Origin of the sequence: Sphaerisporangium sp. NPDC005289 (genome assembly GCF_040607455.1) — a bacterium.
Classification (GTDB): domain Bacteria; phylum Actinomycetota; class Actinomycetes; order Streptosporangiales; family Streptosporangiaceae; genus Sphaerisporangium; species Sphaerisporangium rhizosphaerae.
The window spans coordinates 109,876-135,007 of sequence record NZ_JBEXGS010000023.1; the positions used below are offsets into that span (position 1 = coordinate 109,876).

The following is a 25,132-nucleotide window of genomic DNA, read 5'->3' on the forward strand; positions in this document are numbered from 1 at the left end:
TAGGCTGGGGCCGACCGACATGCTTTTAGGAGGCGAGCCGAAGTTGCGCACCGAAGGCGCCGCACGCCAGGCGGCCACCTCTCCGGCGGTGCGCACCGCCGTGGTGTGGGACGCGCTGCTGGCCGCGCTGGCCGGCCGGGTCGGCGCCACCGGGCGCGAGCGGCTCGACATCGTCGACGCCGGCGGCGGCACGGGCGGGTTCGCCGTGCCGCTCGCCGTGCGGGGCCACGCCGTCACGGTGGTCGACCCCAGCCCCGACTCGCTGGCCGCCCTCGAACGCCGGGCGGCCGAGGCGGGGGTGAGCGTCAAGGGCATCCAGGGCGACGCCTCCGACCTGCGCGAGCTGCTCGAGCCGGGCTGCGCCGACCTGGTGCTGTGCCACAGCGTGCTGGAGTACGTCGAGGACCCCGCGAGCGCCCTGGAGGCCGTCGCCGCCGTGCTCAGGCCCGGCGGGGTGGTCAGCGTCCTTGCGGCCAACCCGGTCGCCACGGCGATCCACCGCTCCCTGTCGGGCCATTTCGACGAGGCCCGCCAGGCTCTGGCCGATCCGGCCGGCCGGTGGGGCGAGCACGACCCGACGCCACGGCGTTTCAGCGGCGAGGCGCTCGCCGGCCTGCTGACGGCGGCCGGGTTCACCCCCGGTGAGGCCAGGGGCGTGCGCGTCTTCGCCGACCTGGTGCCGGGCCGGCTGCTGGACGGCGAGCCGGGGGCCGCGCGGGCGCTGATCGCGCTCGAACAGGCCGCCGCCGCCCACCCGGTGCTGCGCGACATCGCCACCCAGCTCCACTTCCTCGGGCACCGATGAGGGGCCTCTCCTGCCGGCGCGCCCGCCGGATGGAACGCCCGTTCGGATAGGATGACCTCGTGTCGCGCAAGCAGGTTCTGCGGTCCGAGCCGGGGCCGCACCACCAGGGCCCGGGCCGGGCCCCGCTGGCCGACGACACCGGCTGCCCGATCCTGCACGTCGACATGGACGCCTTCTTCGCCAGCGTCGAACTGCTCGAACGCCCCGAGCTGAAGGGCACCCCCGTGATCATCGGCGCCGCGGGCGCCCGGGGGGTCGTGCTCAGCGCCACCTACGAGGCGCGGCGGTTCGGGGTGCACTCGGCGATGCCGATGACCCGCGCCCGCCGCCTGTGCCCGCAGGCCGTGATCATCCCGCCCAGCCACGGCAAGTACTCCGAGGTCTCCAAGGGCGTGATGGAGATCTTCCACACCATCACCCCCGAGGTCGAGCCGATCGCCTCCGACGAGGCGTTCCTCGACGTGCGCGGTGCCGTGCGCCGGCTCGGGCCGCCCGCCGAGATCGCCGCGCTCATTCGCGCCCAGGTCGCCGAGCGTCACGGCATCACCTGCTCGGTCGGCATCGCGAGCAGCAAATTCGTCGCCAAGCTCGCCTCCCGGCACTGCAAGCCCGATGGCCTGCTGGTCATCCCCGCCGACGGGGTCGTGGAGTTCCTCCACCCGCTGCCGGTCGCCGCCCTGTGGGGCGTCGGCGAGCGCACCGAGCAGGCCCTGGTGCGCCTCGGCATCAAGACCGTGGGCGATCTGGCCCACGTGCCCGCATCGACCCTCCAGCGCGAGTTCGGGGCCGTCGGGACCCATCTGGCGGCCCTCGCCTGGGGGCGCGACGAGCGCAGGGTCACCCCGCACGCCCCCGACAAGAGCATCGGCGCCGAAGAGACCTTCTCCCACGACGTGGACGACCCCGAGGCCATCCGGCGCGAGCTGCTGCGGTTGTCCGAGCGGGTCGCCGCCCGGCTGCGCGCGGGCGGCCACGTCGGCCGCACGGTGAGCGTCAAGCTCCGCCGCTCCGACTTCACGACGATCACCCGCTCGCGCACGCTCCGTGAGGCGACCGATGTGGCGAAAGAGATATATGCCACTGCCTGTGCGCTCTACCGGGCCGCCGGTCTGGAGCGCGTACGGCTCCGTCTGGTCGGCGTGCGGGTCGAGAACCTCCGTCCCGCGGGCACCGCGACGCATCAGCTCGGTCTCGGAGAACGGGAAACGGGCTGGCGGGAGGCCGAAATGGCGATGGACCGCGCCACGCGGAGGTTCGGCCCCGAGGCGGTCCGCCCGGCTTCGCTCGTTCGCCCTCGGTTCGATGGAATGGATCTATGACGTCACCTCCGGTTTGGTCTACGTTGGACGTTTTCTTTCGCCTACGTCTACAGCCTCGTATTCTGGGGATAACCGACCGCGAGGTCCGGACACCCTGTGGTGCCCGTTGCCGTCTTCCCCGACTAGGGGCCGTCCTTGGGAGGCGCCGTGCCGCTCTCTGAGCACGAGCAGCGCTTGCTCGACCAGATCGAGCAGGCCCTTTATGCCGAGGACCCGAAGTGGGCCAATACCGTTCGGATCAGTGATCCGCGCAACCACTACAAGCGCCGCCTGGTCAAAGCCGCCATCGGCTTCGTCCTTGGTGTCGTCCTGTTGATGGTCGGCGTCGTGGCACCCGACCTGATCCCGCTCAGTGTCGTCGGCTTTGTGGTCATGCTCGCCGCATGCATGTGGGGCCTGTCGTGCTGGAAACGCATGAACGGGTTCGGCGGTGAGACGAGGCCGGGCGCCACCGGAAAGCCGGACCGCCGGCGGGGCGCGAAGCCGAGTTTCATGGAGCGCATGGAAGAGCGCTGGCGCCGCAGGGGCGAAGAACGCTGATCCGCCGCGGCGGGCCCCCGTGATCCCACGGCGTCGGCCCGCCCCCGGCGGCCCTGCACGCTCCTCCCACTCCGGCGACCCGACGGCGACTTCTCACCCGCCCGAATCTCCGCACGCACGGTGACCATCCCCTCCACCCACCGCGACTCCGCACCCGCGTGTCATCACCGGTGAGGATCTTCGCTCGGAGAATCCTCGCCTCCGCGCGCGCACGACCGCGAAGGCCCCTACGTGGAAGGTGCGGCGTGAAGGCCCGCAGGTCGCCTGCGGGCCTTCGGTGACGGGGGGCGGGTCAGCGGCGGGAGCCGGTCAGCACCCGCTCCTCCACGAGGTCGGCGCCGGTGGGCTCGGCGGCGTCGCGGCGTCGCGGCCACAGGCGCAGCGTCTCCAGCCGGTCGAACCCGTCGAGCACCTTCTCCCCGGCGTGCCTGAGCCGGCGCAGCGTGGAGGGCGGCAGCAGCGTGGCCCGCAGCCGCCGCCCGCGCGTGACCCCGGCGCGCAGGGCGTCCCGCACGCGCCGCAGATCGCCGTCCAGCGGGCGCACCGGCCCCGGCGTCCGCGCGTACCGCATGCGCTCCTCGGCCGCGGCGATGGCCGTGACCGAGGCGGCGGCGTCCTGGTCCAGCCCGCACTGCTCGGCGACCCTGCGCGCCAGAGCGCGCGGGCTCTCGCTCGCCTCGTGGCCCAGTCCGAGGTCGTACAGCGTGTCGATCAGCTCCTGCCAGGACCCGTGCACGGCCTCGCCCAGGTGGCCCGCCGGCGCCGGGACCCGCCCCTGCGTCCGCACCTGCGACGGTCCGGCCATGTCCGCCCGTCTCTCCGGCGGTGCGGCGGTGCCCGCCGGTACCTCCGGCGAGGTGGCGTCCAAGGCGAGCCCGCCGACGCCGGCCCTCGCCCAGGCGCGCCGGCGCCGGCGGCGCACCACCGTCCGCGCGGCGGCCGGGATGAGCCCGATGAGCAGCAGGATGCCCGCGCCGATGCCGATCTTGCCGGCCAGGGGCACGCCGGGGTCCACGGCGACCGGGTCCACCGGCAGGCCGGTGTCGGGGTCGCGGGGGGTGCGCCCGCGGGCCCCGAGCGCGCCGGCCGGGTCACTGGTCTCGGTCCCGTCGCTCGGCCCTGCGCTCGGGACGTCTCCGGGGGCGATGGCGTCGACCGGCGGGCGGCTGTAGTCGGGGACGCGGGCGGTGGCCTGTCCGAGGCCACCGGCGGGGGTGGGCTCGAACCGCAGCCAGCCGGCCCCCTGGAAGTACAGCTCGGGCCAGGCGTGCAGGTCGTGGGTGCGCACCTGCCAGGTCCCGCCGATGAAGCTGCCGCCGGTGTAGCCGATGCCGACGCGCGCGGGGATGCCCAGGACGCGGGCCATCACCGCCATGGCCGCGGCGAACTGCTCGCAGTAGCCGGCGCGGTTGCGCAGGAAGTCGGCCAGCGCGTCGTTGCCGTTGCCCTGGGTGGCCAGGCTGTAGACGAAGTCGCCGCCGGTGAACCACGACTGCAGCTTGACCGCCATCTCGTAGGGCGTGTCGGTGTCGGAGACCCGCTCGTGGGCCAGCGCCCGGATCTGCCGCGGCAGGTCCGGGGGGAGGGCGAGGTAGCGCGTAAGGATCTCGGGATCGGAGGCGGGGAGCATCGCCCGCAGCTCCTCGGCGGGCGGCTGCGGCTCCTGCCCGGTGACGCTGTAGGTCTGCCCGCCGGCCGTGTCGCGCGTGGAGAACACCATCAGGCTGCTCTGGTCGGCGCGCCAGTCGCCGTCGACCCGCACCGTGGAGGACGGGTAGGGCAGGGGCAGGAAGCTGAGCCCCTCCACGTCGTCGCTGACGGTGATCCGGGTGCTGAACGGCTTGAGCGGGACCAGCGTCGACAGGCCGGGCGGCGGGGGCATCGGCCCCTCCGAGACGCGGTCCTCGGGCCGCCCCTTGGGCTGCGACATCGTCCACTGCGCGCCGTCGAAGGTGTCCAGGGCGTACATGCGCAGGTAGCGCGGGACGTTGTCGTTGTTGCTGTAGGTCAGCACCGTGGCGTTCGCCGGCTGGGTGAGCTGGCCGCGCAGGCTGGCGATCGGGTTGGGGATGGTGATCGTGTTGCCGCCCCTGCCGTCGCCCGACCCCACGCCGAAGCCGAACAGCGGGCTCGGCTCCAGCGTCGGCAGCAGCGCGGGCAGCAGGATGGCCAGGGCGATCGCCGCGAAGCCGATGCGCTTGCCGGTCACCGACAGCGGGGCGGTGTCCACCTGCGCGCGGGCGCCGGTGCCGCGCGAGCGGCGCACCAGGACGGCGCGGCCCCAGTGACTGAGGCGCTCGCGCCCGTCGGCGGTGAGCAACCCCACGTACCCGAGGGCCCCGATGATGAACGCCGGCCAGCCGATCGGGTCGGTCAGCACCGCCGCCGGGACGGTGAACAGGGCCAGCAGCGGCAGCCCGGCCAGCGCCGCCCGGCGCAGTCGCACGGCCGTCAGGTCGACCAGCACGGCGATCAGGCCGATGCCGCCCACCGCGAGCAGCGCGATCGGCGGTTGGTCGGGCACGGGCGCCGCGTAGTGCTGGATGTCCGACAGCCCCTGCCCGAGCAGCCCGGCCAGGGAGAGGGCGGAGTCCTTGGTGGGGAGGATCCAGGCCCAGTTGTCGTCGCGGGTGAACACCACCGTGAGGTAGACCCCGAGCACGAGAAGCTCGGCCGGGGGGCCGAGCCATCGCGGCGTGGTGTGGCGCGCGGTGAGCACGGAGGCGGCGACGATCACGATGATCGCGCCCATGCCCGCCCAGAACCAGGTGCCCCCGCGGAACAGCGGGTAGAGGGTGAGGGATGCCGCGGCCGTGGCCAGGCCCGCCGCGATCGGAAGTCTCATGCGGCGTCTCCTGCCGTCATCGGTTCCGGCGGGCCGGCGTACCGGCCGCTCTGGCCGGCCTCCTGCCAGACGGCCGCCAGGGAGGTGCCCGCGGGCAGCCGCACGACGCGCCAGCCCGACCCGGCCAGCACGGCCCGCGCGGTCTCGAACGACTCGTCCACCTGCGGATGGTGGGCGGGGGTCTGCTGCCAGCCGCGCACGTCGAGCATGACCGCGACGCCGGTGACGCCGCCGGTGCGCAGCCGGGCGAGCGCCTGGGCCTCCTCGGCGTCCAGGTCGCCGAGGACGGCGACGATGAGGCCGTCACCGCCGCCCTGGCGCAGCGCGGTGACACCGGACTCCAGCGAGCGGGCGGTGCTCTGCCGCACGACGGCGAGCGCGTCCAGCAGGGCGTGGCCGCCCCCGGAGTCGGGCAGGTGCTGGGCGCCCTGGTCGGTGACCAGCCGCAGGCCGAGGCCCTCACGGGCCAGCTGCATCCCGATCGAGGCGGCGGCCGAGACGCCCACCTCGAAGGACGAGCGCGGGCCCTCGCCGCGGTGGGCGTGCCTGCGGGTGTCCAGCAGCAGCGCGCCACGGCTCTGCCACTGCTGCTCCTCGCGGCGGACCATCAGCTCGCCGTACCGCGCGGTCGAGCGCCAGTGCACCCGGCGCAGGTCGTCGCCCTGGCGGTACTCGCGCGGGCCGATGTCGTCGTCGCCGGCCGCCGCCACGCTGGTGCTGCGGCTGTCGCCGCCGCCGGTCAGCTCGCCCGACAGGCGCACGTGGGGGAGCGGCACGACCTCGGGGATGACCATCAGGGTGTCGGTGGCCGTGAACGCGCGGGTCAGCTCGACCAGGCCGAACGGGTCGGCGATGCGCACCGACAGGGGCCCGATGGGGAACCGGCCGCGAAGGTCGGAGCGGACCTTGTAGTCGATCTCCCGGACGCCCTGCGACTCCACCCGGTCGAGGACGAACCGGGGACGGGTGCCGACGGCGTAGGGGACGGTGTCCTCGATCAGCAGCAGCCCCGTGGGCAGCCGCGTGACGTTCTCCAGCCGCACGGTGACCGTGCTGTCGGAGCCGACCTCGACCCTCGCGGGGTCCAGCCGCCGCGCGCAGCTCAGGCGGTAGCGGGTGCGGGCCACGACCAGGGCGGCGATCAGCGGCAACGCGATGATGAGCACGCTCACCCGCAGCAGGTCGTGCTCGCCGAGGAAGAAGGCGCACAGCAGGGCCGCGGCGCCCGAGGCCAGGAACGAGCGGCCGCGCGAGGTGAGCGCCCGGAGCCCCGCCATCACCGTTCCGGCCCCTCCCCGCCGTACCCCCTCTCCCGGCTGTCCGGCACCGGGACGCGGTGGACCAGCTCGGCCAGGACGTGCTCGGGACGGCGGCGCCGGCCCTGGGCCTCCAGGCTCGGGAGCAGGCGGTGGGCCAGCACCGGGACGGCCAGCTCCTGCAGGTCGTCGGGGATGACGTAGTCGCGCCCGGCGAGCGCGGCGTGGGCGCGGGCGGCGCGCACCAGGTGGAGGGTCGCGCGCGGCGAGGCGCCGAGCCGCAGGTCGGGGGACTGGCGGGTGGCGGACACCAGGTCGATGGCGTACTTCTTGATCGGCTGGGAGACGTAGACGGCGCGCACGGCGTCGATGAGGGCCTGCACCTCCGCGGTCGTGGCGACCGGCTCCAGCTTGTCCAGCGGCGAGGAGGCGCCGTGGGAGTCGAGCATCTTCAGCTCGGCGGCGGCCTCGGGGTAGCCCATCGCGATGCGGGCGGTGAAGCGGTCGCGCTGCGCCTCGGGGAGGGGGTAGGTGCCCTCCATCTCGATCGGGTTCTGGGTCGCGATGACCATGAACGGCGCCTCGAGGTGGTAGGTGACGCCGTCGACGGTGACCTGGTGCTCCTCCATGCATTCCAGCAGCGCCGACTGGGTCTTGGGGGAGGCGCGGTTGATCTCGTCGCCGACGACGATGTTGGCGAAGACCGGGCCGGGCTTGAACTCGAACTCGCGGGACTGCTGGTTGAAGGCGCTGACGCCCGTGATGTCGCTGGGAAGCAGGTCGGGGGTGAACTGGACGCGGCGCACGGGGCAGGCGATCGAGCGGGCCAGCGCCTTGGCCAGCATGGTCTTGCCGACGCCCGGCACGTCCTCGATGAGCAGGTGCCCTTCGGCGAGGAGCACCGTGAGGGTGAGCCGGACGACGTCGTCCTTGCCCTCGATGACCGATTCGATCGCCTCACGGATCCGGTGCGCCGTGGCGACCAGACCTTCCAGCTCCTGTCCGACATCGTGGGTTATTCCCACCGGGCCTCCATGAGGGTGTGGCAGCCCCACGCCTGGATCGTTTCGCGGGGGGCTTTGCTTTCCTTTTCCATTGTGCGTACCGACACTACGGTGCCGTGCGTTCCGGGGCGACTATCCGTCATATTCGGGATGAACAGCCCTAGTGTTCTTCTCCGCGGTCGCGTTCAGGTGCCGCCGATGTGCGAATCCCGTGACACTGCGCCGCGTCCGGGGCCTTGCTTTCCCCGCCCCGCGCGGCGGCCGGCCGGCAGCCGCGCTTCCCGCCGACCCGCCTCGCCTGGGGCGCTCCACTATTCCCCACCCGCCTCGCCGGGGGCGCTCCACTTTCCTCCACCGGCGCCGGGTGCCGGCGGCCCCACTTTTCCCCACCCGCGCCGCCGGTGTCGGGCGCTCCGCCTTTCCCCGCCGCCGTGCGCACCGCGGCCCCGTCCTCCCCGGCCCGGAAAGGAGGCGGGCGCAGGCCGGTTCGAGTGGTGTCAAGAAGGCGGTGCGACACGCCCGGGGCCTGTGCGGCGACGTGAGGCGCTCCACTTCGCTCCACCGCTGCTGACCTGCGCAAACGCCGGGCGTATATCGGCGCGGCGCGGTCTGGATCAGTTGACGGTGGGGAGAAGTGGAGTATGGTGGTGCGCAGTGGAGGGGCTGGGGTAGTAGCGACCAGTCTTTCCACGTGGCACGGGAGGTGGGGCCGATGTTCCTCGGCACCCATCAACCGCGTCTGGACGAGAAAGGACGACTGTTCCTGCCGGCGAAGTACCGTGAGGAGCTGGCGGAGGGTCTTGTGATCACCAAGGGCCAGGAGCGGTGCCTCTACGTCTTTCCCGTAGAGGAGTTCCAGCGCATCACCGAGGCGCTGCGTACCGCGCCCGTGACAGCCAAGGCCGTCCGCGATTACAGTCGTGTCTTCTTCGCCAGTGCTTCCGACGAGACGCCCGACAAACAGGGGCGGATCACCATTCCCCAGAGCCTGCGCGAGTACGCGGGCCTCCGCCGAGACTGTGTGGTCATCGGGGCCAACACCCGGCTGGAGATCTGGGACGCGACGGCCTGGGACACCTATCTGGCCGACCAAGAGCAGGCGTTCTCCGAGCTGTCGGAGGAGGTGCTGCCAGGAGTTCTTTGACACTAGGTCGACTCGTCGGTGAAAACGTCGTTCGGCGAGGTCTCCACCCGCTCCCATGGTGCCGGGAAGGTTCCCGGTCACCGCAGCGCCGCCGCCAGCTGATGCACCTTCCCCGGTGTCAGGTGGCGGGGCGCGAAGAGGGGACGCGGATGGGGACCTGGCCGGGCGAGCCGTTCAGTGGCGCGGGGGCGTGGCCCTCCGGCGAGGTGACCGAAAGCAAGGCCGCGAATCCGCGAGCAGGACGTGTCCGGGGGCCATGGACACGACCGAGGCGGCAAAAGGGGGTTAGACCATGCATGTCCACGATCACGCCGAGCCGGGCGGTCACGTCCCGGTGATGCTTCAGCGCGTCCTCGAACTGCTCGCGCCGGCGCTCGAAGGTCCGAGCCCCGTGGTGGTGGACGCCAACCTCGGGCTGGGCGGGCACGCCGAGGCGCTGCTCGCCGCGCACCCGGGTTTGCACCTGATCGGCATCGACCGCGATCCGACCGCCATCGAGCGCTCCACCGCGCGCCTCGCGCCGTACGCCGCGCGCACCACCCTGGTGCGGGCCGTCTCCGACGAGCTTCCCGAGGTGCTTGCGCGCGCCGGCCATCCCCACGTCGACGGCGCTCTGTTCGACCTCGGGGTGTCCTCCCCGCAGCTCGACGAGGCCGGCCGCGGGTTCGCCTACTCCTATGACGCCCCGCTGGACATGCGCATGGACCCCGAGCAGGCGCTCACCGCCGACGGCGTGGTCAACACCTACTCCGAGGGGGAGTTGACGCGCATCCTCCGCGACTACGGCGAAGAGCGTTTCGCCGCCCGCGTCGCGCGGTTCATCGTCCGCGAGCGGGAGGCCGAGCCGATCACCTCCACCAAGCGGCTGGCGGAGATCGTCCGCGAGGCGATCCCCGCCGCCACCCGCCGTACCGGCGGAAACCCCGCTAAAAGAACGTTCCAGGCGTTACGCATCGAGGTGAACGGGGAGTTGTCCGCTCTCGAAGGAGCGCTCCCCGCGGCACTCGACGCACTGAAGGTCGGAGGGCGCGTGGTCGTGCTCTCCTACCACTCACTGGAGGACCGGCTGTGCAAGCAGGTCCTCACGGCGCGAACCAGGGACACCAGCCCTCCGGGGCTGCCCGTCCCGCTGCTGGCCCACCAGCCGCGGTTCCGTCTGGTGACGAGGGGAGCCGAGCTCCCTGACGAGGAGGAGGTGGCGCGCAACCCGCGCGCCGCCTCGGCGAGGTTGCGGGCGGCAGAGAGGATCCGGGAGCCGGAATGAGCATCGACAAGGAGACAACGCAGACCGACGGCGGCACGGCGACCGCCGTCGGCGAACGCCCCGTGCGCGCGGCGCGCGGCGCCCGTGTGGCCCCCGCGCCGGCCCGGCCCGACCGCACCGTCCGGCGCGCGGCGCCGCCCCGCGGCCCGAAGCGCGAGGCCGTGCCCATGCCCGAGCGGCCCGGAGCCGCCGGAGTCGCGGCCGCGGCGGCGGCGCGGCGGGCGCCCGCAGGGCGCGGCGCGCCCCGCACTCCCTTCGTGCTGCTCGTGGTGGGGCTGCTGTGCGGCGGGCTGGTCAGTCTGCTGCTGCTCAACACCGTCCTGGCCAAAGACTCCTTCCGGGCGACCGACCTGCAGAAGACCACCCAGCGCCTGCGCCAGGAGGCCCAGGACAAGCGCACCAAGCTGCTGCTGGACTCCCAGCCGCAGAGGCTGGCCGACCGCGTCGAGCAACTCGGCGAGAAGCCCGGCACACAGGAGCCGCGGTTCCTCGACGGGCAGGGGCGCGAGGTCGGCCGCACGGCGAGCCAGGGCCGGGTCCCTGAGGGCGCCGCCGACCGGCAGACGGAGGTCGCGGGCCGGTGAGGGAAGGCGGCCGTCCCTCCGGGCCCGGTCGCAACGGCCCGGGCGGCGGCTCGGGCGGGCGCGGCGGCCCCGGAGGGCCCAGACGAGGCTCGGGTTCGGGCGGCCGCCAGGGCCGCCCCGACGGTCCCGGGCGCCCCGACCCGCCGGGCGGTCGTTCCGGCGGCTCCGGCCGCCGCGACGGTTCGGGCCGCCCCGGCGGCGCGGACGGCGGCGCCGGGCGCCCCGACGACGCCCCCGGCGGCCGTCCGGGCGCGTCCGGCCGTCCCGACGCGCCCGGCGGGCGCGCGGGCGGTTCCGGCCGTTCCGACGGCCCCGGCGGGCGTGCCGGCGGTTCCGGTCGTTCCGACGCGCCGGGTGGGCGTGCTGGTGGTTCCGGCCGTTCTGAGGCGCCCGGAGGTCGTGCGGGTGGTTCCGGCCGTCCCGACGCGCCAGGGGCACGCGGCGGGGCCGCGGGTCGTTCCGACGCGCCCGGCGGACGCGCGGGCGGTTCCGGTCGTTCCGACGGGCCCGGTGGGCGTGCTTCTGGTCGTTCCGACGGGCCGGGCAGGCGTGCGGGCGGTCCCGGGCGTCCCGAAGGGGGCGCCGGGCGTCCCCGGGGAGCGAAGGGACGGCCCGACGGACCCGGGCGCGCCCTCAGATCCGAGGGCGGCGAGGGCTCCGGGCGTCCCCCCCGGCCGGTCGGCCCCCGGGGCGAGGGTCCCTGGCGCCCGTTCGGCCCCGGCCCGCGAAGGGTGCCGCCGCGAGGCCGCCCGCCGATGGGCCCCGACGACCCCGAGCGCCGTCCCGGGCTGCGCATCACCTGGAATCCCCGCCCGCCGGTGCCGCTGCGCCTGGGCAACCCCTCGCGCCGCATCAACATCGGCCTGATGGGGATGGCCGTCGTGCTGTCGCTGTTCGCCGGGCGCCTGGTGCAGCTCCAGGGCCTGGACTCCAAGGTCTTCGAGGCCAGGGCCGAGCGGCTGCGGGTCCAGGAGGAGACGCTGACCGCGCGCCGGGGATCCATCACCGACGTCAACGGCCACGAGCTGGCCCTCACCGTCGAGGCCCGCGAGATCTCCGCCGACCCCACCAAGGTGCTCCCGGCCAAGCGCGACCAGGTCGCCGGGTCCCTGGCCGCGCTGCTGGGCGTCGACAAGGGCGTCATCGCCGCCAAGCTGGCGCAGCCGAAGACGCGCTACACGCTGCTGGCGGGCAACGTCCCCACGGCGACCGCCGCCAAGGTGCTCGACCTGAAGATCGACGGGCTGGCCGCGACGCCCCACTACGAGCGCCTGTACCCGGGCGGGAACCTCGCCGGCGGGGTCATCGGGTACGTCGGCGACGAGGGCCACGGCCTGGTGGGCTTCGAGCAGGTCTACGACAAGCTGCTGGCCGGGCAGGACGGCAAGCAGACCGTCGAGACCGGCGGCACCGGCCAGCGCATCCCCATGACCCGCAGCACCAAGCAGGAGCCGGTCGCCGGGCGCGGCCTCCGGCTGACCATCGACCGCGACATCCAGTGGGCGGCGCAGACGGCCATCGCCAAGCAGGTCCAGGCCACCGGCGCCCGCAGCGGCAGCGTCATCGTCATGGACGTGCGCACCGGCCAGGTGGTGGCCATGGCCAACGCCCCCGAGGTCGACCTCAACGACTGGGAGCGCACGCCGAGCCTGGGCAACCGCGCGGTGTCGGAGGTCTTCGAGCCGGGCAGCACCAACAAGGTCATCACGGCCGCGGCGGCCCTGGAGGCCGGGGCGGTCAGGCCCGAGACCGTGTTCGAGGTCGCCGACAAGTACCGCTGCGCCGACCGGGTGCTCAGCGACGCCCACCCGCACCCGCCCGAGAACCTGACCTTCACCGGCATCATCGCCGAGTCCAGCAACGTCGGCACGATCATGGCGGCCGACAGGGTCGGCGACCAGCCGCTGTACAACATGCTCAGGGCCTTCGGCTTCGGCGCCAAGACGGGCGCCGGCCTCTACGGCGAGGAGGCCGGGCTGCTGCCCAAGAGGGAGACCTGGTCGGGCAGCCAGCGGTGCACCATCGCCTTCGGCCAGGGCGTCTCGGTGACGGCCCTGCAGATGGCCAGCGTCTACCAGACCATCGCGAACGGCGGCGTGCGCGTCACCCCGCAGATCGTCGCCGGCACGGTCGACCAGCACCGCAGGTTCGTCCCGGCCAAGCCGGCCAGGCAGACCCGCGTGATCACCGCGCGCACGGCCAAGGACATCACGCGCATGCTGGAGGCGGCGGTGAGCGCCGAGGGGAGCACCGGCTCGCTGGCCGCCATCAAGGGATACCGCGTGGCGGGTAAAACCGGAACCGCCATGCGATACGACGAAAGCTGCCGAGGGTATTGCGGATATACCGCTACTTTTGTGGGGTTCACTCCCGCCGACGCGCCCCGGCTGGTGGCGCTGGCCGTGCTCCAGGCTCCGGAGAACGGCCACTTCGGTGGGGAGATCGCCGCACCCGTGTTCAAGGATGTCATGACGTTCGCGTTGAAGAGCCGCAAGATCCCGCCGACCGGCACGACCGCTCCATCGGTGCGCATGAGCACCGACGGGTGACGGGGGAAGGTACGCTCTCGCCCGTGCGTCCCCCGTCGTCCATGCGTCCAAGGTCCTGCCCGGTCCGCCCGCTGTCCGGCCTGGCGGCCATGCTCGGCGCGCCCTCCGGCGGCCCCCGAGCGCCGCTCGCCGCGGTGACCGGCGTCACCATCGACTCCCGCCAGGTCCAGCGCGGCGATCTGTACGTCGCCCTGCCCGGCTCCACGGCGCACGGCGCGGCCTTCTCCGCCGCCGCCGTCGCCGCCGGCGCCGTGGCGATCCTCACCGACCCCACCGGCCGCGAGGCCGCGGTCGCGACCGGCGTGCCGGTGCTGGTGGTGCCCGACCCCCGCTCGGTGCTGGGCCGGGTCGCCGCCTGGGTGTACGGGCAGCCCTCCTCCGGCCTGCTGCTGCTGGGCGTGACGGGCACCAGCGGCAAGTCGACCACCACGTTCCTGCTGGAGGCGGGCCTGCGGGCGGCCGGGCACAGCACCGGCCTCATCGGCGGCGTCGAGATCCACGTCGGCGCCACGACCTTCCCGCCCACCCTCACCACCCCAGAGGCGACCGACCTGCAGGGGCTGCTCGCCCTCATGCGCGAGGACGGCGTCACCGCCGCCGCCATGGAGGTCTCCAGCCACGCCCTGGCCCTGGGCCGGGTCGACGGGGCCTCCTACGACGTGGCGCTGTTCACCAACCTCTCCCAGGACCACCTGGACTTCCACCGCGACCTGGAGGACTACTTCCTGACCAAGGCGCGGTTGTTCACCCCCGAGCTGTGCCGGGCGGGCGTCGTCAACATCGACGACGAGCACGGCAGGGAGCTGGTGGGCATCGCCAAGGTGCCGGTCACCACCTTCTCGGCCGCCGGGGCCGCCGAGGCCGACTGGCGGGCCCAGGACGTGCGCCTGGGCTCCGACGGCAGCACCTTCCGGGTGATCGGCCCGGGCGGCGTCGAGGCCGACGTGTCGGTGGCCCTGCCGGGCCCGTTCAACGTCGCCAACACCCTGGGCGCGCTCGTCACCCTCGTCGAGGCCGGGGTGCCGCTGCAGACCGCCGTGAACGGCGTGGGCACGGTCACCGGCGTCCCCGGCCGCATGGAGCGCGTGCCGGGCGCGGACGGCTTCCAGGCCATCGTCGACTACTCCCACAAACCGGGCGCCGTGGAGTCGGTGCTGCGGGCGCTGCGCGAGGTCACCTCGGGCAGCCTGATCGTCGTCCTCGGCTGCGGCGGCGACCGCGACCGGGGCAAGCGCCCCATGATGGGCGAGGCCGCGGCACGCCTGGCGGACGTCGCCGTGCTGACCAGCGACAATCCCCGCTCGGAGGATCCTCTCCGCATCATTTCCGCGATGTTCGAGGGCGTCCTGCGGGTGCCGCGCCGCGAGCGCGCGCACGTCATCGTCGAGCCCGACCGGGCCGCCGCCATCGGCCTGGCCGTCGGCCGGGCCGGTCCCGGCGACGTGGTGGTCGTCGCGGGCAAGGGGCACGAGCAGGGTCAGTACGTCGACGATGAAGTGCTGCCGTTCGACGACAGGCAGGTGGTCGCGGAGGCCATCCGCAGACGGGACCGCATGTGATCGTTGTGCTTGTGCGAGGCTGATGTGAAAGCCGGGCCGGGCGCCCCGTGCGAGGCGCCGGTCCATCCCGACACGCACGGACAGCTTGTATGGAGAGTAGGGAAGACGAATGATCCCGTTGCCGCTGGCGAGGATCGCCGAGGTGACCTCGGGGGCCCTGGCGGGCAAGGCCGATCCCCGCGCCGTGGTCCGAGGGCCCGTCCTGATCGACTCGCGCGCGGCCGAGCCGGGTTCGCTGTTCGTGGCGATCAGGGGAGAGCGGGCCGACGGTCACGAGTTCGCGGCCCAGGCCTGTGAGGCCGGCGCGGTCGCCGTGCTGGCGAGCAGGCCGCTGGACGTGCCCTGCGTGGTCGTGGCCGACGTCGTGACGGCGCTCGCCGACCTGGCGTCGGCGACGGTGGCCGAGTTGCCGCACGCGACCGTCGTCGGCGTCACCGGGTCGGCGGGCAAGACCACCACCAAGGACCTGCTGGCCCGGCTCACCGGCCGCATGGGTCCCACCATCGCCCCGGCCGGCAACTACAACAACGAGATCGGCCACCCCCTCACCGTGCTGCGCGCCGACTCCGGCACCAGGTTCCTGGTCCTGGAGCTCAGTGCCCGCGAGGAGGGCCACATCGCCTATCTGGCGCGCATCGCCCCGCCCAAGATCGGCGTGGTGCTCAACGTCGGCACCGCCCACCTCGGCGTGTTCGGCGGGCGCGAGCAGATCGCCAAGGCCAAGGGCGAACTGCCCGAGTCGCTGCCCGCCGACGGGGTGGCCGTGCTGAACGCCGACGACCCGTTCGTGCGCGCGATGGCCGACCGCACCCAGGCCCGCGTCACCTGGTTCGGGCGCTCGGCCGAGGCCGGCGTGCGGGCCGAGGAGGAGCGGCTGGACGAGCGCGGCCGGGCCGCGTTCACCCTGCGCACCCCCTCCGGCACCGCCGAGGTGCGGCTGCGCCTGTACGGGGCGCACGCCGTGGAGAACGCGCTGGCCGCCGCCGCGGCCGCCTACGAGCTGGGCCTGCCGGTGGCCACCATCGCCGAGGAGCTGTCGGCCGCCGAGCCGCGCAGCCGCTGGCGCATGGAGGTCACCGACCGCCCCGACGGGGTCACCGTGATCAACGACGCCTACAACGCCAACCCCGACTCCATGCGTGCCGCCTTCGACACCCTCGGCGTGCTCGGCAAGGACCGCCGCAAGTACGCCGTGATCGCCTCCCTGCGCGAGCTGGGCGACGAGAGCGACGAGCTGAACGAGGAGGTCGGCCGGGTCGCCGCGCGGGCGGGCCTGGAAGGGCTGTGGGTGGTCGGAGAGGCTCCCTGGCCGGTCCTGGCGGGCGCGAAGGGGGCGCCGGCCGTCCACGTGCCCGACGCGGCCGCCGCCGCCGCGGAGCTCGCGGCCAGGCTCGCGCCCGGCGACGCGGTGCTCATCAAGGGCCCGCGCGCCGCGGGCCTGGAGAAGGTCGCGCAGGTCCTGCTCGGCGGTGAGGCCCGATGAGGGACATCCTCGTCGCCGCCGCGGTGGCGCTGCTGCTGTCGATGCTCGGCACCCCCCTGGCCATCCGGCTGTTCAGCCGCCGGGGCTATGGCCAGAACATCCGCGAGGAAGGGCCCTCGGGCCACCACGACAAGCGCGGCACCCCCACCATGGGCGGCACGGTCATCGTGATCGCCGCGCTCATCGGGTTCGCCTGCTCCCACCTGGCCACGCTCACCCCGCCGACGGCCTCGGCCGTGCTGGTGCTGTTCCTGATGGCCGGCCTCGGCACGGTCGGGTTCCTGGACGACTTCATCAAGATCTACAAGCAGCGCAGCCTGGGCCTGCGCAGCGGCGCCAAGGCCCTCGGCCAGCTCATCGTCGGCGCGATCTTCGCGGTGCTGGTCGTCCAGTTCAAGAACAACTACTCGATCACGCCCGCCGAGACGCGCCTGTCGTTCCTGCGCGACTTCGGGCCCTCCATCGGCATCGTCGTGTTCACGATCTGGGTGCTGATCATGATCGTGGGCTTCTCCAACGCGGTGAACCTCACCGACGGCCTCGACGGCCTGGCCAGCGGCGCCACCGGCGCCGTCCTGACCGCCTACGTGCTGATCGGCAACTGGCAGCTGCGCAACAGCTGCCTGAACCAGCTCGGCCCCAACTGCTACTGGGTGCGCGACCCGCTCGACCTGGCCGTGGTCGCCGCCGCCGTCCTCGGCGCGCTCGTCGGCTTCCTGTGGTGGAACGCGCCCCCGGCCAAGATCTTCATGGGCGACACCGGCTCCCTGGCCCTCGGCGGGGTGCTGGCCGGCCTGGCGATCACCACGCGCACGCAGTTCCTGCTGTTCATCCTGGCGGGCCTGTGCGTCGTCATCACCGCCTCGGTGATCATCCAGGTCGGGTTCTTCAAGATGACGGGTAAACGGGTGTTCCGCATGGCCCCGCTCCAGCACCACTTCGAGCTCAAGGGCTGGGCCGAGACCACCATCGTGGTCCGGTTCTGGCTGATCGCCGGCCTGTGCGCCGCCGCAGGGCTCGGCCTGTTCTACGTCGAGTGGATGCCCAAGGCATGACCATCTGCGTCACGGGTCTCGGGGTCTCGGGAGCGGCGGCGGCGCGCAGCCTGCTCCAGGCGGGCGAACGCGTCGTGGTGGTCGAGACCCGCGACGGCGAGCGCCAGCGGGCGGCGGCGGCCGAGCTGGCCGCCCTCGGGGCCGAGGTCCGCTTCGGCGGCGAGCTGCCCGCCGGCACCACCCTGGTGGTCACCTCGCCCGGCTGGCGGCCCGACCAGCCGCTGCTGGTGGAGGCCGCGGCCCGCGGAGTCGAGGTGATCGGCGAGGTCGAGCTGGCCTGGCGGCGCCGCCCCGCCGGCGCGGCGCCCTGGCTGGCGCTCACCGGCACCAACGGCAAGACCACGGCCGTGCGCATGCTCACCACCATGCTCAGGGCGGCCGGGCACGCCGCCGCGGCGGTCGGCAACGTCGGCACCCCTATCATCGAGGCCGTCGCGCAGCCCTACGACGTGCTGGCGGTGGAGCTGTCCAGCTTCCAGCTCCACTGGTCCTCCACCGTGGCGCCGAGCGCCGCGGCCGTACTCAACGTCGCCGACGACCACCTCGACTGGCACGGCTCGATGGAGGAGTACGCCCGGGTCAAGGGCCGCATCTACCAGCGCGCCGGAGTGGTGGTCCACAACGCCGACGACGCCTGGTCCACCCGCCTGGCCGCCCCCTACGCCGCGGCGGCGGACGGGCCGGTGGGCGGCGGGCCGCGCACGGCCGGGTTCACGCTCGGGGTGCCCGGCCGCGGGCAGATCGGCGTCGTGGAGGACCTCCTGGTCGACCGCGCCTTCGTCGAGGACCCGCTGCACGCCGCCGAGGAGCTCGCGACCCTGGCCGACGTCCGGCCGTTCGCGCCGCACAACGTGGCCAACGCGCTGGCCGCGGCGGCGCTGGCCCGCGCGCACGGCGTCCCCGCCGCCGCCGTACGGCAGGGCCTGCTCGACTACGTGCCCGACCCGCACCGCATCGCCCACGTGGCGCGGGTGGGCGAGGTCGACTACGTCGACGACTCCAAGGCCACCAACCCGCACGCCGCCGCGGCGTCGCTGGCCTCCTACCCCTCCATCGTGTGGGTCGCCGGCGGCCTTCTGAAGGGCGCCGACGTCGGCGAACTGGTGCGCCGCGCGGCGGGCCGGCTGCGCGGAGCGGTGCTCCTGGGCGCCGACCGGGCACGAATTCGTGAGGCACTGGCGCGACACGCGGCGAATGTTCCGGTCGTGGAGGTCGAAGGGCAAGACACTGGGGTCATGGACCGTGTCGTCACCGAAGCCGCCCGGCTCGCCTCCCCCGGGGACACCGTGCTGCTCGCCCCCGCCGGCGCCTCGCTGGACATGTTCGCCGACTACGGGGCCCGTGGGGAGGCGTTCGCGCGAGCCGTCCACCGCCTGGCGACCTCGGGCGTGCGATGAGCGACACCACGATCGCCCCCGGCGGCGCCAAGGGCCTTCCCGCCGGGTCCGCTCCCGGCGCGGGCGATGAGGGCCGGGGGTGGGGGCACGAGCGGCTCGCCGCGCTCGGCAGGCTGCTCGACCGGCCGCTGACCTCCTACTACCTGCTGCTCGGGTGCAGCGCGCTGCTGCTCGCGCTCGGCCTGATGATGGTGCTGTCGGCATCCAGCATCAAGGGGCTGCAGGTCAAAGGCGACCCGTTCTACTGGTTTCTGAAGCAGTCGATGTCGGTCGGCATCGGGCTGCCGCTCATGTGGGTCTGCTCGCGCCTGCCGCCGCGGTTCTTCCGGCTCGCCGGCTACCCGCTGATGGCCATCTCGATCATCGCGCTGATCATGACGATCTTCCTCGGCCGCACCGAGCTGGGCGCCCAGCGGTGGCTCGACATCGGCGGGTTCTCCCTGCAGGCGTCCGAGCCCGCCAAGCTCGGCCTGATGCTGTGGGGCGCCGACCTGCTCGCGCGCCGGGCCAAGGGCGGCATGATCGAGTGGCGCCAGCTCCTGCTGCCGCTCATGCCCGGCACCGCGATCATCGCCATCCTCGTCATGGTGGGACGCGACCTCGGCACCACCGTCGTGCTCATGCTCATCTTCCTGGCGCTGCTGTGGGTGGTGGGGGCGCCGCTGCGGCTGTTCGGCGGCGTCCTGGCCCTGCTCACCATGGCCACGGTCATCATGATCAGCGTCGAGGGCTACCGTTCCGAGCGCATCGAGGGCTGGCTGGACGTCTGGGGCACCGCCTCGGGCGCCGGCTACCAGGCGGCCATGGGGCAGATCGCCATGGGCTCGGGCGGCTGGTTCGGGCTGGGCCTGGGCAGCAGCAGGCAGAAGTGGGGCCGGGTGCCGCACGCCGAGAGCGACTTCATCTTCTCCATCCTGGGCGAGGAGCTCGGCCTGATGGGCACCCTGGTGGTGATCGCCCTGTTCGGCCTCCTCGGGTACGCCGGCCTGCGCGTCGCCTCCCGCGTCAAAGACCCCTTCATCCGGCTGGCGGCCTCGGCCGCCGTGGCCTGGATCGCAGGTCAGGCCATCGTGAACATCGGCGCGGTGATCGGCGCGCTGCCGGTCACCGGCATCCCGCTGCCCCTGGTCTCCTACGGCGGTTCGGCGCTGTTGCCCACGCTCGCGGCGCTCGGCATGCTGCTGTCGTTCGCCAAACGCGAGCCCGGCGCGGCGGACGCGCTGGCCGCTCGTGGACCCGGGCCCCTGGCGAGGGCTCTAAGCTGGCTTGGCCTGGGTCGCCCACCGGCGGGGGTCCGTCGTCCCGAGCGGCGCAGGCCGACATCGAGGCACGCGGATTTGAAAGGACCGACATGAGGGTGGTCCTCGCAGGTGGCGGCACGGCCGGTCACATCGAACCCGCCTTGGCGCTGGCCGACGCGCTGCGCAGGCTGGACCCGGGCATCGGGATCACCTGCCTCGGCACCGAGCGCGGGCTGGAGACCAGGCTGGTGCCCGCGCGAGGCTATGAGCTGGCGCTGGTGCCCGCGGTCCCGCTGCCGCGCGCCATCACGCCGCAGTTGCTCACGGTCCCGGGCAGGCTGGCCGGGGCGATCAACGCGGCCGCCGGCATCATGGACCGCGTCCAGGCCGACGTGCTGGTCGGCTTCGGCGGCTACGTCGCCACGCCGGCCTACCTCGGCGCCAGGAGGCGCGGGCTGCCCATCGTGGTGCACGAGGCCAACCCGCGCCCGGGCCTGGCCAACAGGCTCGGGGCCCGGCTCACCGAGCACGTGTTCACCGGCCACCCCGACGCCTCGCTGCCGCACGCCGAGTACGTCGGCATCCCGCTGCGCCGCGAGATCGTCGCGCTCGACCGGCTCTCCACCGGCGACAAGGCCAGGTCGTACTTCGGGCTGGAGAACGACCGGCCGACGCTGCTGGTCTTCGGCGGGTCCCAGGGGGCGCGGGCCGTCAACGAGGCGGCACTCGCCAGCGCGCCCGTGCTGCGCCAGGCGGGCGTCCAGGTGCTGCACGTCATCGGCCCGAAGAACACCATCGAGGTCGAGCCGCCGCCCGGCGACCCGCAGTACGTGGTGCTGCCCTACGTCGACCGCATGGACCTGGCCTACGCCGCGGCCGATTTCGTGCTGTGCCGCAGCGGCGCGATGACCTGCGCCGAGCTCACCGCCGTCGGGCTGCCGGCCGCCTACGTGCCGCTGCCGCACGGCAACGGCGAGCAGAGGCTCAACGCCGCCCCCATCGTCGAGGCCGGGGGAGGGATGATGGTCGACAACGCCGACCTGACCGCCGACTGGATCCTCCAGCACGTGCTGCCCGTCCTGCGCGACCCCGAACGCGTGGTGCGCATGTCCGAGGCCGCCTCACGCATGGGACGAAAGGACGCCGACACGGTGCTGGCCCGCAAGGTGATGCAGGTCATCTCGGCCGGAGGCCGCCGATGAGCCTGGTCAAGCTGATCGAGCCGGTCGCCGCCACCGAGCTCGGCCGGGTGCACTTCATCGGCATCGGCGGCGCCGGCATGTCCGGCATCGCCCGCATCCTGCTCAAGCGCGGCGTCGCGGTGTCCGGCAGCGACGCGCGCAGCTCCCAGCTCGTCACCGAGCTGCGCGAGCTGGGCGCCATCGTCCACGTCGGCCACGCCGCCTCCCACATCAAGAACGTCGACACCGTCGTGGTCTCCACGGCCATCCGCGACTCCAACCCCGAGCTCGGCGAGGCGCTGCGCCAGGGGCTGCGCGTCATCCCCCGGGCGGCGGCGCTGGCCGCCGTCATGGTCGGGCGCACGGGCATCGCCGTCGCCGGCACCCACGGCAAGACGACCACCACCTCGATGCTCACCGTCGCCCTGCAGAAGTGCGGGCGCGACCCGTCCTACTGCGTGGGCGGCCAGCTCGTCACCACCGGGCTCGGCGCCGACGAGGGCGCGGGCGAGGTCTTCGTGGCCGAGGCCGACGAGAGCGACGGCTCCTTCCTCATGCTGGCCCCGCAGGTGGCCGTGGTCACCAACGTCGAGGCCGACCACCTGGACAACTACGGCGACCCGCAGGCCGTGTACGACAGCTTCGCCCGCTTCGTCGAGCGCATCGGCTCGGTCCTGGTGGTGTGCGCCGACGACCCGGGCGCCGCGGCGCTGATCCCGCTCGCCCGTGCCCGCGACCTGCGCGTGCGCACCTACGGCGAGTCCGAGGGTGCCGACTTCCGGGTCACCGGCATCGCCCCCGACGGGTTCGGCGTCGTGTGCACCGTCGAGGGCAGGGGCGAGGTGCGGCTGGTCGTCCCGGGCCGCCACAACGCGCTGAACGCCACCGCGGCCCTGGCCGTCGCCGAGGAGCTCGGCGTCCCGTTCGACGAGTTCCGCGACGGGCTGGCCGCCTTCACCGGCGCCAAGCGCCGCTTCGAGGCCAAGGGCGAGGCCGCGGGGGTCGCCGTCTTCGACAGCTACGCCCACCACCCGACCGAGCTGGCCGCCGACCTGCGCGCCGCGCGCGACGTCGTGGCGACCTTCTCCGGGCCGTCCGGCCGGGTGATCGCGGTCTTCCAGCCCCACCTGTACTCCCGCACCCGCTTCTTCGCCGAGGAGTTCGGCGCCGCGCTCGGGCTGGCCGACGAGGCCATCGTGCTCGACGTCTACGGCGCGCGGGAGGACCCCGAGCCGGGCGTCTCCGGGGCGCTGGTGGCGGGCAAGGTGCCGCTGCCGGCCGGGCGCGTGGCCTACGCGCCCGACCGCGGCGCGGTCGCCGCCCTGGTGGCCGAGCGGGCGCGTCCCGGCGACATCGTCCTCACCATGGGCGCCGGCGACGTCACCGAGCTCGGCCCGCACATCGTCGCCGAGCTCGCCTCGCGGTGAGCCATCCGGCGTGGCGAACGGCCTTCGTCGTCCTGCTGTCCTTCGCGGTGGTGGGTGCGGCGGCCTGGCTGGTGTTCTTCTCGCCCGTCCTCGGCGTCCAGCGCGTCGCGGTGTCGGGCGCCACGGGGACCGCGGCCGACCAGGTGCGGCGGGCGGCGGCGGTCCCCGACCGCCAGCCGCTGGCCACCGTCGATCTCGAGCAGGTCCGCCGCCGCGTCGCCGGGCTGCGGCAGATCGAGTCGGTGAGCGTCGAGCGCGCCTGGCCGGGCACGCTGAAGGTCCGCGTCGTCCAGCGCCGGCCGGTGGCCGTGGTGACCGTGGCGGGCCGGGCCGAGGTGGTCGACCGGCACGGCGTCGTCATCGAGACCGGGGATGCCGCGCCGGCGGGGCTGCCCTCGCTGCACGTCGACCGCTTCGTCCCCGGCGACCCCGCTACCAGGGCCGCTCTGGCGGTCGCGGCCGGGCTCCCGCCCGACCTGCGCCGCCAGGTGCAGACCATCCGCGCGACGACGACACAGGACGTGTCGTTGCGTCTGGGCGACGGCCGTACGATCATGTGGGGTGGTGCCGAGCGCACGAAGGACAAGGCCCGGGTGGCCCTCACGCTGCTGCGACGCCCCGCGGACGCCTATGACGTCAGCTCGCCCGATGTCGTGACGGTCCAGTGACGGGCCCCGCCGCCCGACGGGCTCCGGCAGGAGCGAAAAGGGACAGGCCGCGACACGCCGGACGAGCTTGCGGCGCGGTGAGTTGACCCTGGGGGAGGGGCAACCCTACTGTCCGTATCATTCCTCAGGTTGACATAACTCTAAATCTCAACTTGAGGGTGAGAGTTAAACAAGAAGGTCCGGCACCGTTTCGGGCTTCACGTAATGCAAGTAAACGAGCGGAAAGGCCCCTCGTCGTGGCAGCACCGCAGAACTACCTCGCGGTCATCAAGGTCGTCGGCATCGGCGGCGGCGGAGTGAACGCCGTGAACCGGATGATCGAGGAGGGACTCAAGGGCGTCGAGTTCATCGCCATCAACACCGACGCCCAGGCGCTGCTGATGAGTGACGCCGACGTCAAGCTGGACGTGGGCCGCGAGCTCACGCGCGGCCTCGGCGCGGGAGCCAATCCCGAGGTCGGGCGCAAGGCCGCGGAGGACCACCGCGAGGAGATCGAAGAGGTCCTCAAGGGCGCCGACATGGTCTTCGTCACGGCCGGAGAGGGCGGCGGCACCGGCACCGGCGGCGCGCCCGTGGTGGCCAACATCGCCCGCTCGCTGGGCGCGCTGACCATCGGCGTCGTGACCCGGCCGTTCAGCTTCGAGGGCCGGCGCCGGGCGATGCAGGCCGAGGCCGGCATCGAGACCCTGCGCGACGAGGTGGACACCCTCATCGTGATCCCCAACGACCGCCTGCTGTCGATCTCCGACCGCCAGGTCAGCGTCCTGGACGCCTTCAAGGCGGCCGACCAGGTGCTGCTGTCCGGTGTGCAGGGCATCACCGACCTCATCACCACGCCCGGCCTGATCAACCTGGACTTCGCCGATGTGAAGTCGGTCATGTCCGGCGCTGGCTCGGCGCTCATGGGCATCGGGCACGCGCGCGGCGACGACCGGTCGGTGGCGGCCGCCGAGATGGCGGTGTCCAGCCCGCTGCTGGAGGCCAGCATCGACGGCGCCCACGGCGTGCTGCTGTCGATCGCCGGCGGCTCCGACCTCGGCCTGTTCGAGATCAACGAGGCGGCCCAGCTGGTGTCCAACGCCGCCGCCATCGACGCCAACATCATCTTCGGCACGGTCATCGACGACGCCCTCGGCGACGAGGTGCGCGTCACGGTGATCGCCGCCGGGTTCGACGAGGTCGCGCCGTCGGAGAAGCCCGCGCCCCAGCCGGCCGCGCGCCCCCAGCAGGCCTCGCGCCCCACGCCCGCCCCGGCGGCGCCCGCACCGCCCGCACCGCCCGCACGACCGGCCGCCTCGGCCTTCAGCGCGCCCAAGAACGAGCCGCCGCGGGCCGAGCAGCGCCCCGCCCCGGTGCGCCCGCTGCCCTCGGCGCAGCCGGCCGCGGTGCCCGACCCGGCGCCCGCCGCCGACGCGGCGGTCTCCTCCTCCGTGCCGGCCGCCACGCCGTTCACCCGCGAGCCCGCCGCGGCCGAGACTCAGGGTTCGCAGGCCGCTCCGGTCGCGCAGGCCGAGCAGCAGCCCCAGGGGCCGGTCTCGATCCCGCGGCCGGCTCCCGAGCCGCCGACGCCGATCACCTCCCGCGTCTCCGAGCCCGCCCGGCGCCGCCCGGTGGTCTTCGAGGAGCCGGAAGAGGAACTGGACGTCCCCGACTTCCTGAAGTGAGCCCGGCGCGCGCCGTCCGTCCCTGTGGGGGAGTGGTGGCGCGTGCCGCTCGCCGGCCCGGCCCGGTGGCCGCCCTCTCCCGTGGGGCCCCGTCCCGTGCGGCCCCGTCCCGTGCGGCCGCGGTGAGCGCTCCGCGCCCCGCCGGAC

General features: G+C 73.7%; 19 protein-coding genes. 16 read left to right on the forward strand and 3 right to left on the reverse strand.

All coding sequences use genetic code 11. The features are described 5' to 3' along the window. Positions 1–43 precede the first annotated feature (43 nt). The 3 genes from ABZT47_RS31630 (at position 44) to ABZT47_RS31640 (ending at position 2,664) form a co-directional block, all read left to right on the forward strand. The gene (locus ABZT47_RS31630; RefSeq protein WP_354850258.1) at positions 44–805 is read left to right on the forward strand and encodes a methyltransferase domain-containing protein; all 762 of its coding nucleotides are present in this window, start codon (positions 44–46) and stop codon (positions 803–805) included. A 125-nt stretch (positions 806–930) separates the two neighbouring features. Further along, the gene (gene dinB / locus ABZT47_RS31635) at positions 931–2,124 is read left to right on the forward strand and encodes a DNA polymerase IV (RefSeq protein WP_354850382.1); all 1,194 of its coding nucleotides are present in this window, start codon (positions 931–933) and stop codon (positions 2,122–2,124) included. Positions 2,125–2,271: 147 nt separating this feature from the next. Next, positions 2,272–2,664, forward strand: coding sequence for a DUF3040 domain-containing protein (locus tag ABZT47_RS31640; RefSeq protein ID WP_354850260.1), 393 nt, complete (start codon positions 2,272–2,274; stop codon positions 2,662–2,664). Between the two features lie 292 nt (positions 2,665–2,956). Here the strand turns inward: ABZT47_RS31640 and ABZT47_RS31645 are convergent, their stop codons facing one another. The 3 genes from ABZT47_RS31645 to ABZT47_RS31655 are packed head-to-tail and all read right to left on the reverse strand — an operon-like array spanning position 2,957 to position 7,790. Beyond that, positions 2,957–5,509, reverse strand: a complete 2,553-nt coding sequence (locus tag ABZT47_RS31645; protein WP_354850263.1) for a DUF3488 and transglutaminase-like domain-containing protein — start codon at positions 5,507–5,509, stop codon at positions 2,957–2,959. Further along, positions 5,506–6,786 carry a DUF58 domain-containing protein gene (locus ABZT47_RS31650; protein WP_354850266.1) on the reverse strand — a complete coding sequence of 427 codons (1,281 nt, stop codon included), beginning with the start codon at positions 6,784–6,786 and terminating at the stop codon, positions 5,506–5,508. The genes ABZT47_RS31645 and ABZT47_RS31650 overlap by 4 nt, the downstream gene beginning before the upstream one ends. Next, positions 6,786–7,790 carry a MoxR family ATPase gene (locus tag ABZT47_RS31655; protein ID WP_354850268.1) on the reverse strand — a complete coding sequence of 335 codons (1,005 nt, stop codon included), beginning with the start codon at positions 7,788–7,790 and terminating at the stop codon, positions 6,786–6,788. Before ABZT47_RS31655 ends, ABZT47_RS31650 begins: the two co-directional genes overlap by 1 nt. A gap of 691 nt (positions 7,791–8,481) precedes the next feature. On the opposite strand from ABZT47_RS31655, the gene mraZ reads away from it, so the two are divergent. The 13 genes from mraZ to ftsZ all read left to right on the forward strand — a co-directional run bounded on the left by mraZ (position 8,482) and on the right by ftsZ (position 24,985). Beyond that, entirely contained in the window at positions 8,482–8,913 is a 432-nt protein-coding gene (mraZ, locus tag ABZT47_RS31660) for a division/cell wall cluster transcriptional repressor MraZ (RefSeq protein ID WP_248965511.1), read from the forward strand. A 292-nt stretch (positions 8,914–9,205) separates the two neighbouring features. After that, positions 9,206–10,177: a 16S rRNA (cytosine(1402)-N(4))-methyltransferase RsmH gene (gene rsmH, locus ABZT47_RS31665; protein WP_354850272.1), complete on the forward strand. Its 972-nt coding sequence runs from the start codon at positions 9,206–9,208 to the stop codon at positions 10,175–10,177. After that, the gene (locus ABZT47_RS31670; protein ID WP_354850275.1) at positions 10,174–10,761 is read left to right on the forward strand and encodes a hypothetical protein; all 588 of its coding nucleotides are present in this window, start codon (positions 10,174–10,176) and stop codon (positions 10,759–10,761) included. Before rsmH ends, ABZT47_RS31670 begins: the two co-directional genes overlap by 4 nt. 755 nt (positions 10,762–11,516) lie before the next feature. After that, positions 11,517–13,310 carry a penicillin-binding protein 2 gene (locus ABZT47_RS31675; RefSeq protein WP_354850278.1) on the forward strand — a complete coding sequence of 598 codons (1,794 nt, stop codon included), beginning with the start codon at positions 11,517–11,519 and terminating at the stop codon, positions 13,308–13,310. 41 nt (positions 13,311–13,351) lie between these two features. Then, positions 13,352–14,869: a UDP-N-acetylmuramoyl-L-alanyl-D-glutamate--2,6-diaminopimelate ligase gene (locus ABZT47_RS31680; protein WP_354850385.1), complete on the forward strand. Its 1,518-nt coding sequence runs from the start codon at positions 13,352–13,354 to the stop codon at positions 14,867–14,869. Between the two features lie 109 nt (positions 14,870–14,978). After that, on the forward strand, positions 14,979–16,352 hold the full coding sequence (gene murF, locus ABZT47_RS31685; protein ID WP_354850280.1) for a UDP-N-acetylmuramoyl-tripeptide--D-alanyl-D-alanine ligase: 1,374 nt from the start codon (positions 14,979–14,981) through the stop codon (positions 16,350–16,352). Then, positions 16,349–17,407, forward strand: coding sequence for a phospho-N-acetylmuramoyl-pentapeptide-transferase (gene mraY / locus ABZT47_RS31690; RefSeq protein WP_354850283.1), 1,059 nt, complete (start codon positions 16,349–16,351; stop codon positions 17,405–17,407). Before murF ends, mraY begins: the two co-directional genes overlap by 4 nt. After that, positions 17,404–18,804, forward strand: a complete 1,401-nt coding sequence (gene murD, locus ABZT47_RS31695) for a UDP-N-acetylmuramoyl-L-alanine--D-glutamate ligase (RefSeq protein ID WP_354850286.1) — start codon at positions 17,404–17,406, stop codon at positions 18,802–18,804. The genes mraY and murD overlap by 4 nt, the downstream gene beginning before the upstream one ends. Continuing rightward, positions 18,801–20,159, forward strand: coding sequence for a putative lipid II flippase FtsW (ftsW, locus tag ABZT47_RS31700; protein ID WP_354850289.1), 1,359 nt, complete (start codon positions 18,801–18,803; stop codon positions 20,157–20,159). The genes murD and ftsW overlap by 4 nt, the downstream gene beginning before the upstream one ends. Beyond that, complete coding sequence (murG, locus tag ABZT47_RS31705; RefSeq protein WP_354850292.1) at positions 20,156–21,247, forward strand: undecaprenyldiphospho-muramoylpentapeptide beta-N-acetylglucosaminyltransferase; 1,092 nt, start codon at positions 20,156–20,158, stop codon at positions 21,245–21,247. Before ftsW ends, murG begins: the two co-directional genes overlap by 4 nt. Further along, positions 21,244–22,653 carry a UDP-N-acetylmuramate--L-alanine ligase gene (murC, locus tag ABZT47_RS31710; RefSeq protein WP_354850295.1) on the forward strand — a complete coding sequence of 470 codons (1,410 nt, stop codon included), beginning with the start codon at positions 21,244–21,246 and terminating at the stop codon, positions 22,651–22,653. Before murG ends, murC begins: the two co-directional genes overlap by 4 nt. Next, positions 22,650–23,321, forward strand: coding sequence for an FtsQ-type POTRA domain-containing protein (locus ABZT47_RS31715; RefSeq protein WP_354850297.1), 672 nt, complete (start codon positions 22,650–22,652; stop codon positions 23,319–23,321). The genes murC and ABZT47_RS31715 overlap by 4 nt, the downstream gene beginning before the upstream one ends. A 236-nt stretch (positions 23,322–23,557) precedes the next feature. After that, the gene (gene ftsZ / locus ABZT47_RS31720) at positions 23,558–24,985 is read left to right on the forward strand and encodes a cell division protein FtsZ (protein ID WP_354850299.1); all 1,428 of its coding nucleotides are present in this window, start codon (positions 23,558–23,560) and stop codon (positions 24,983–24,985) included. Positions 24,986–25,132 lie beyond the last annotated feature (147 nt).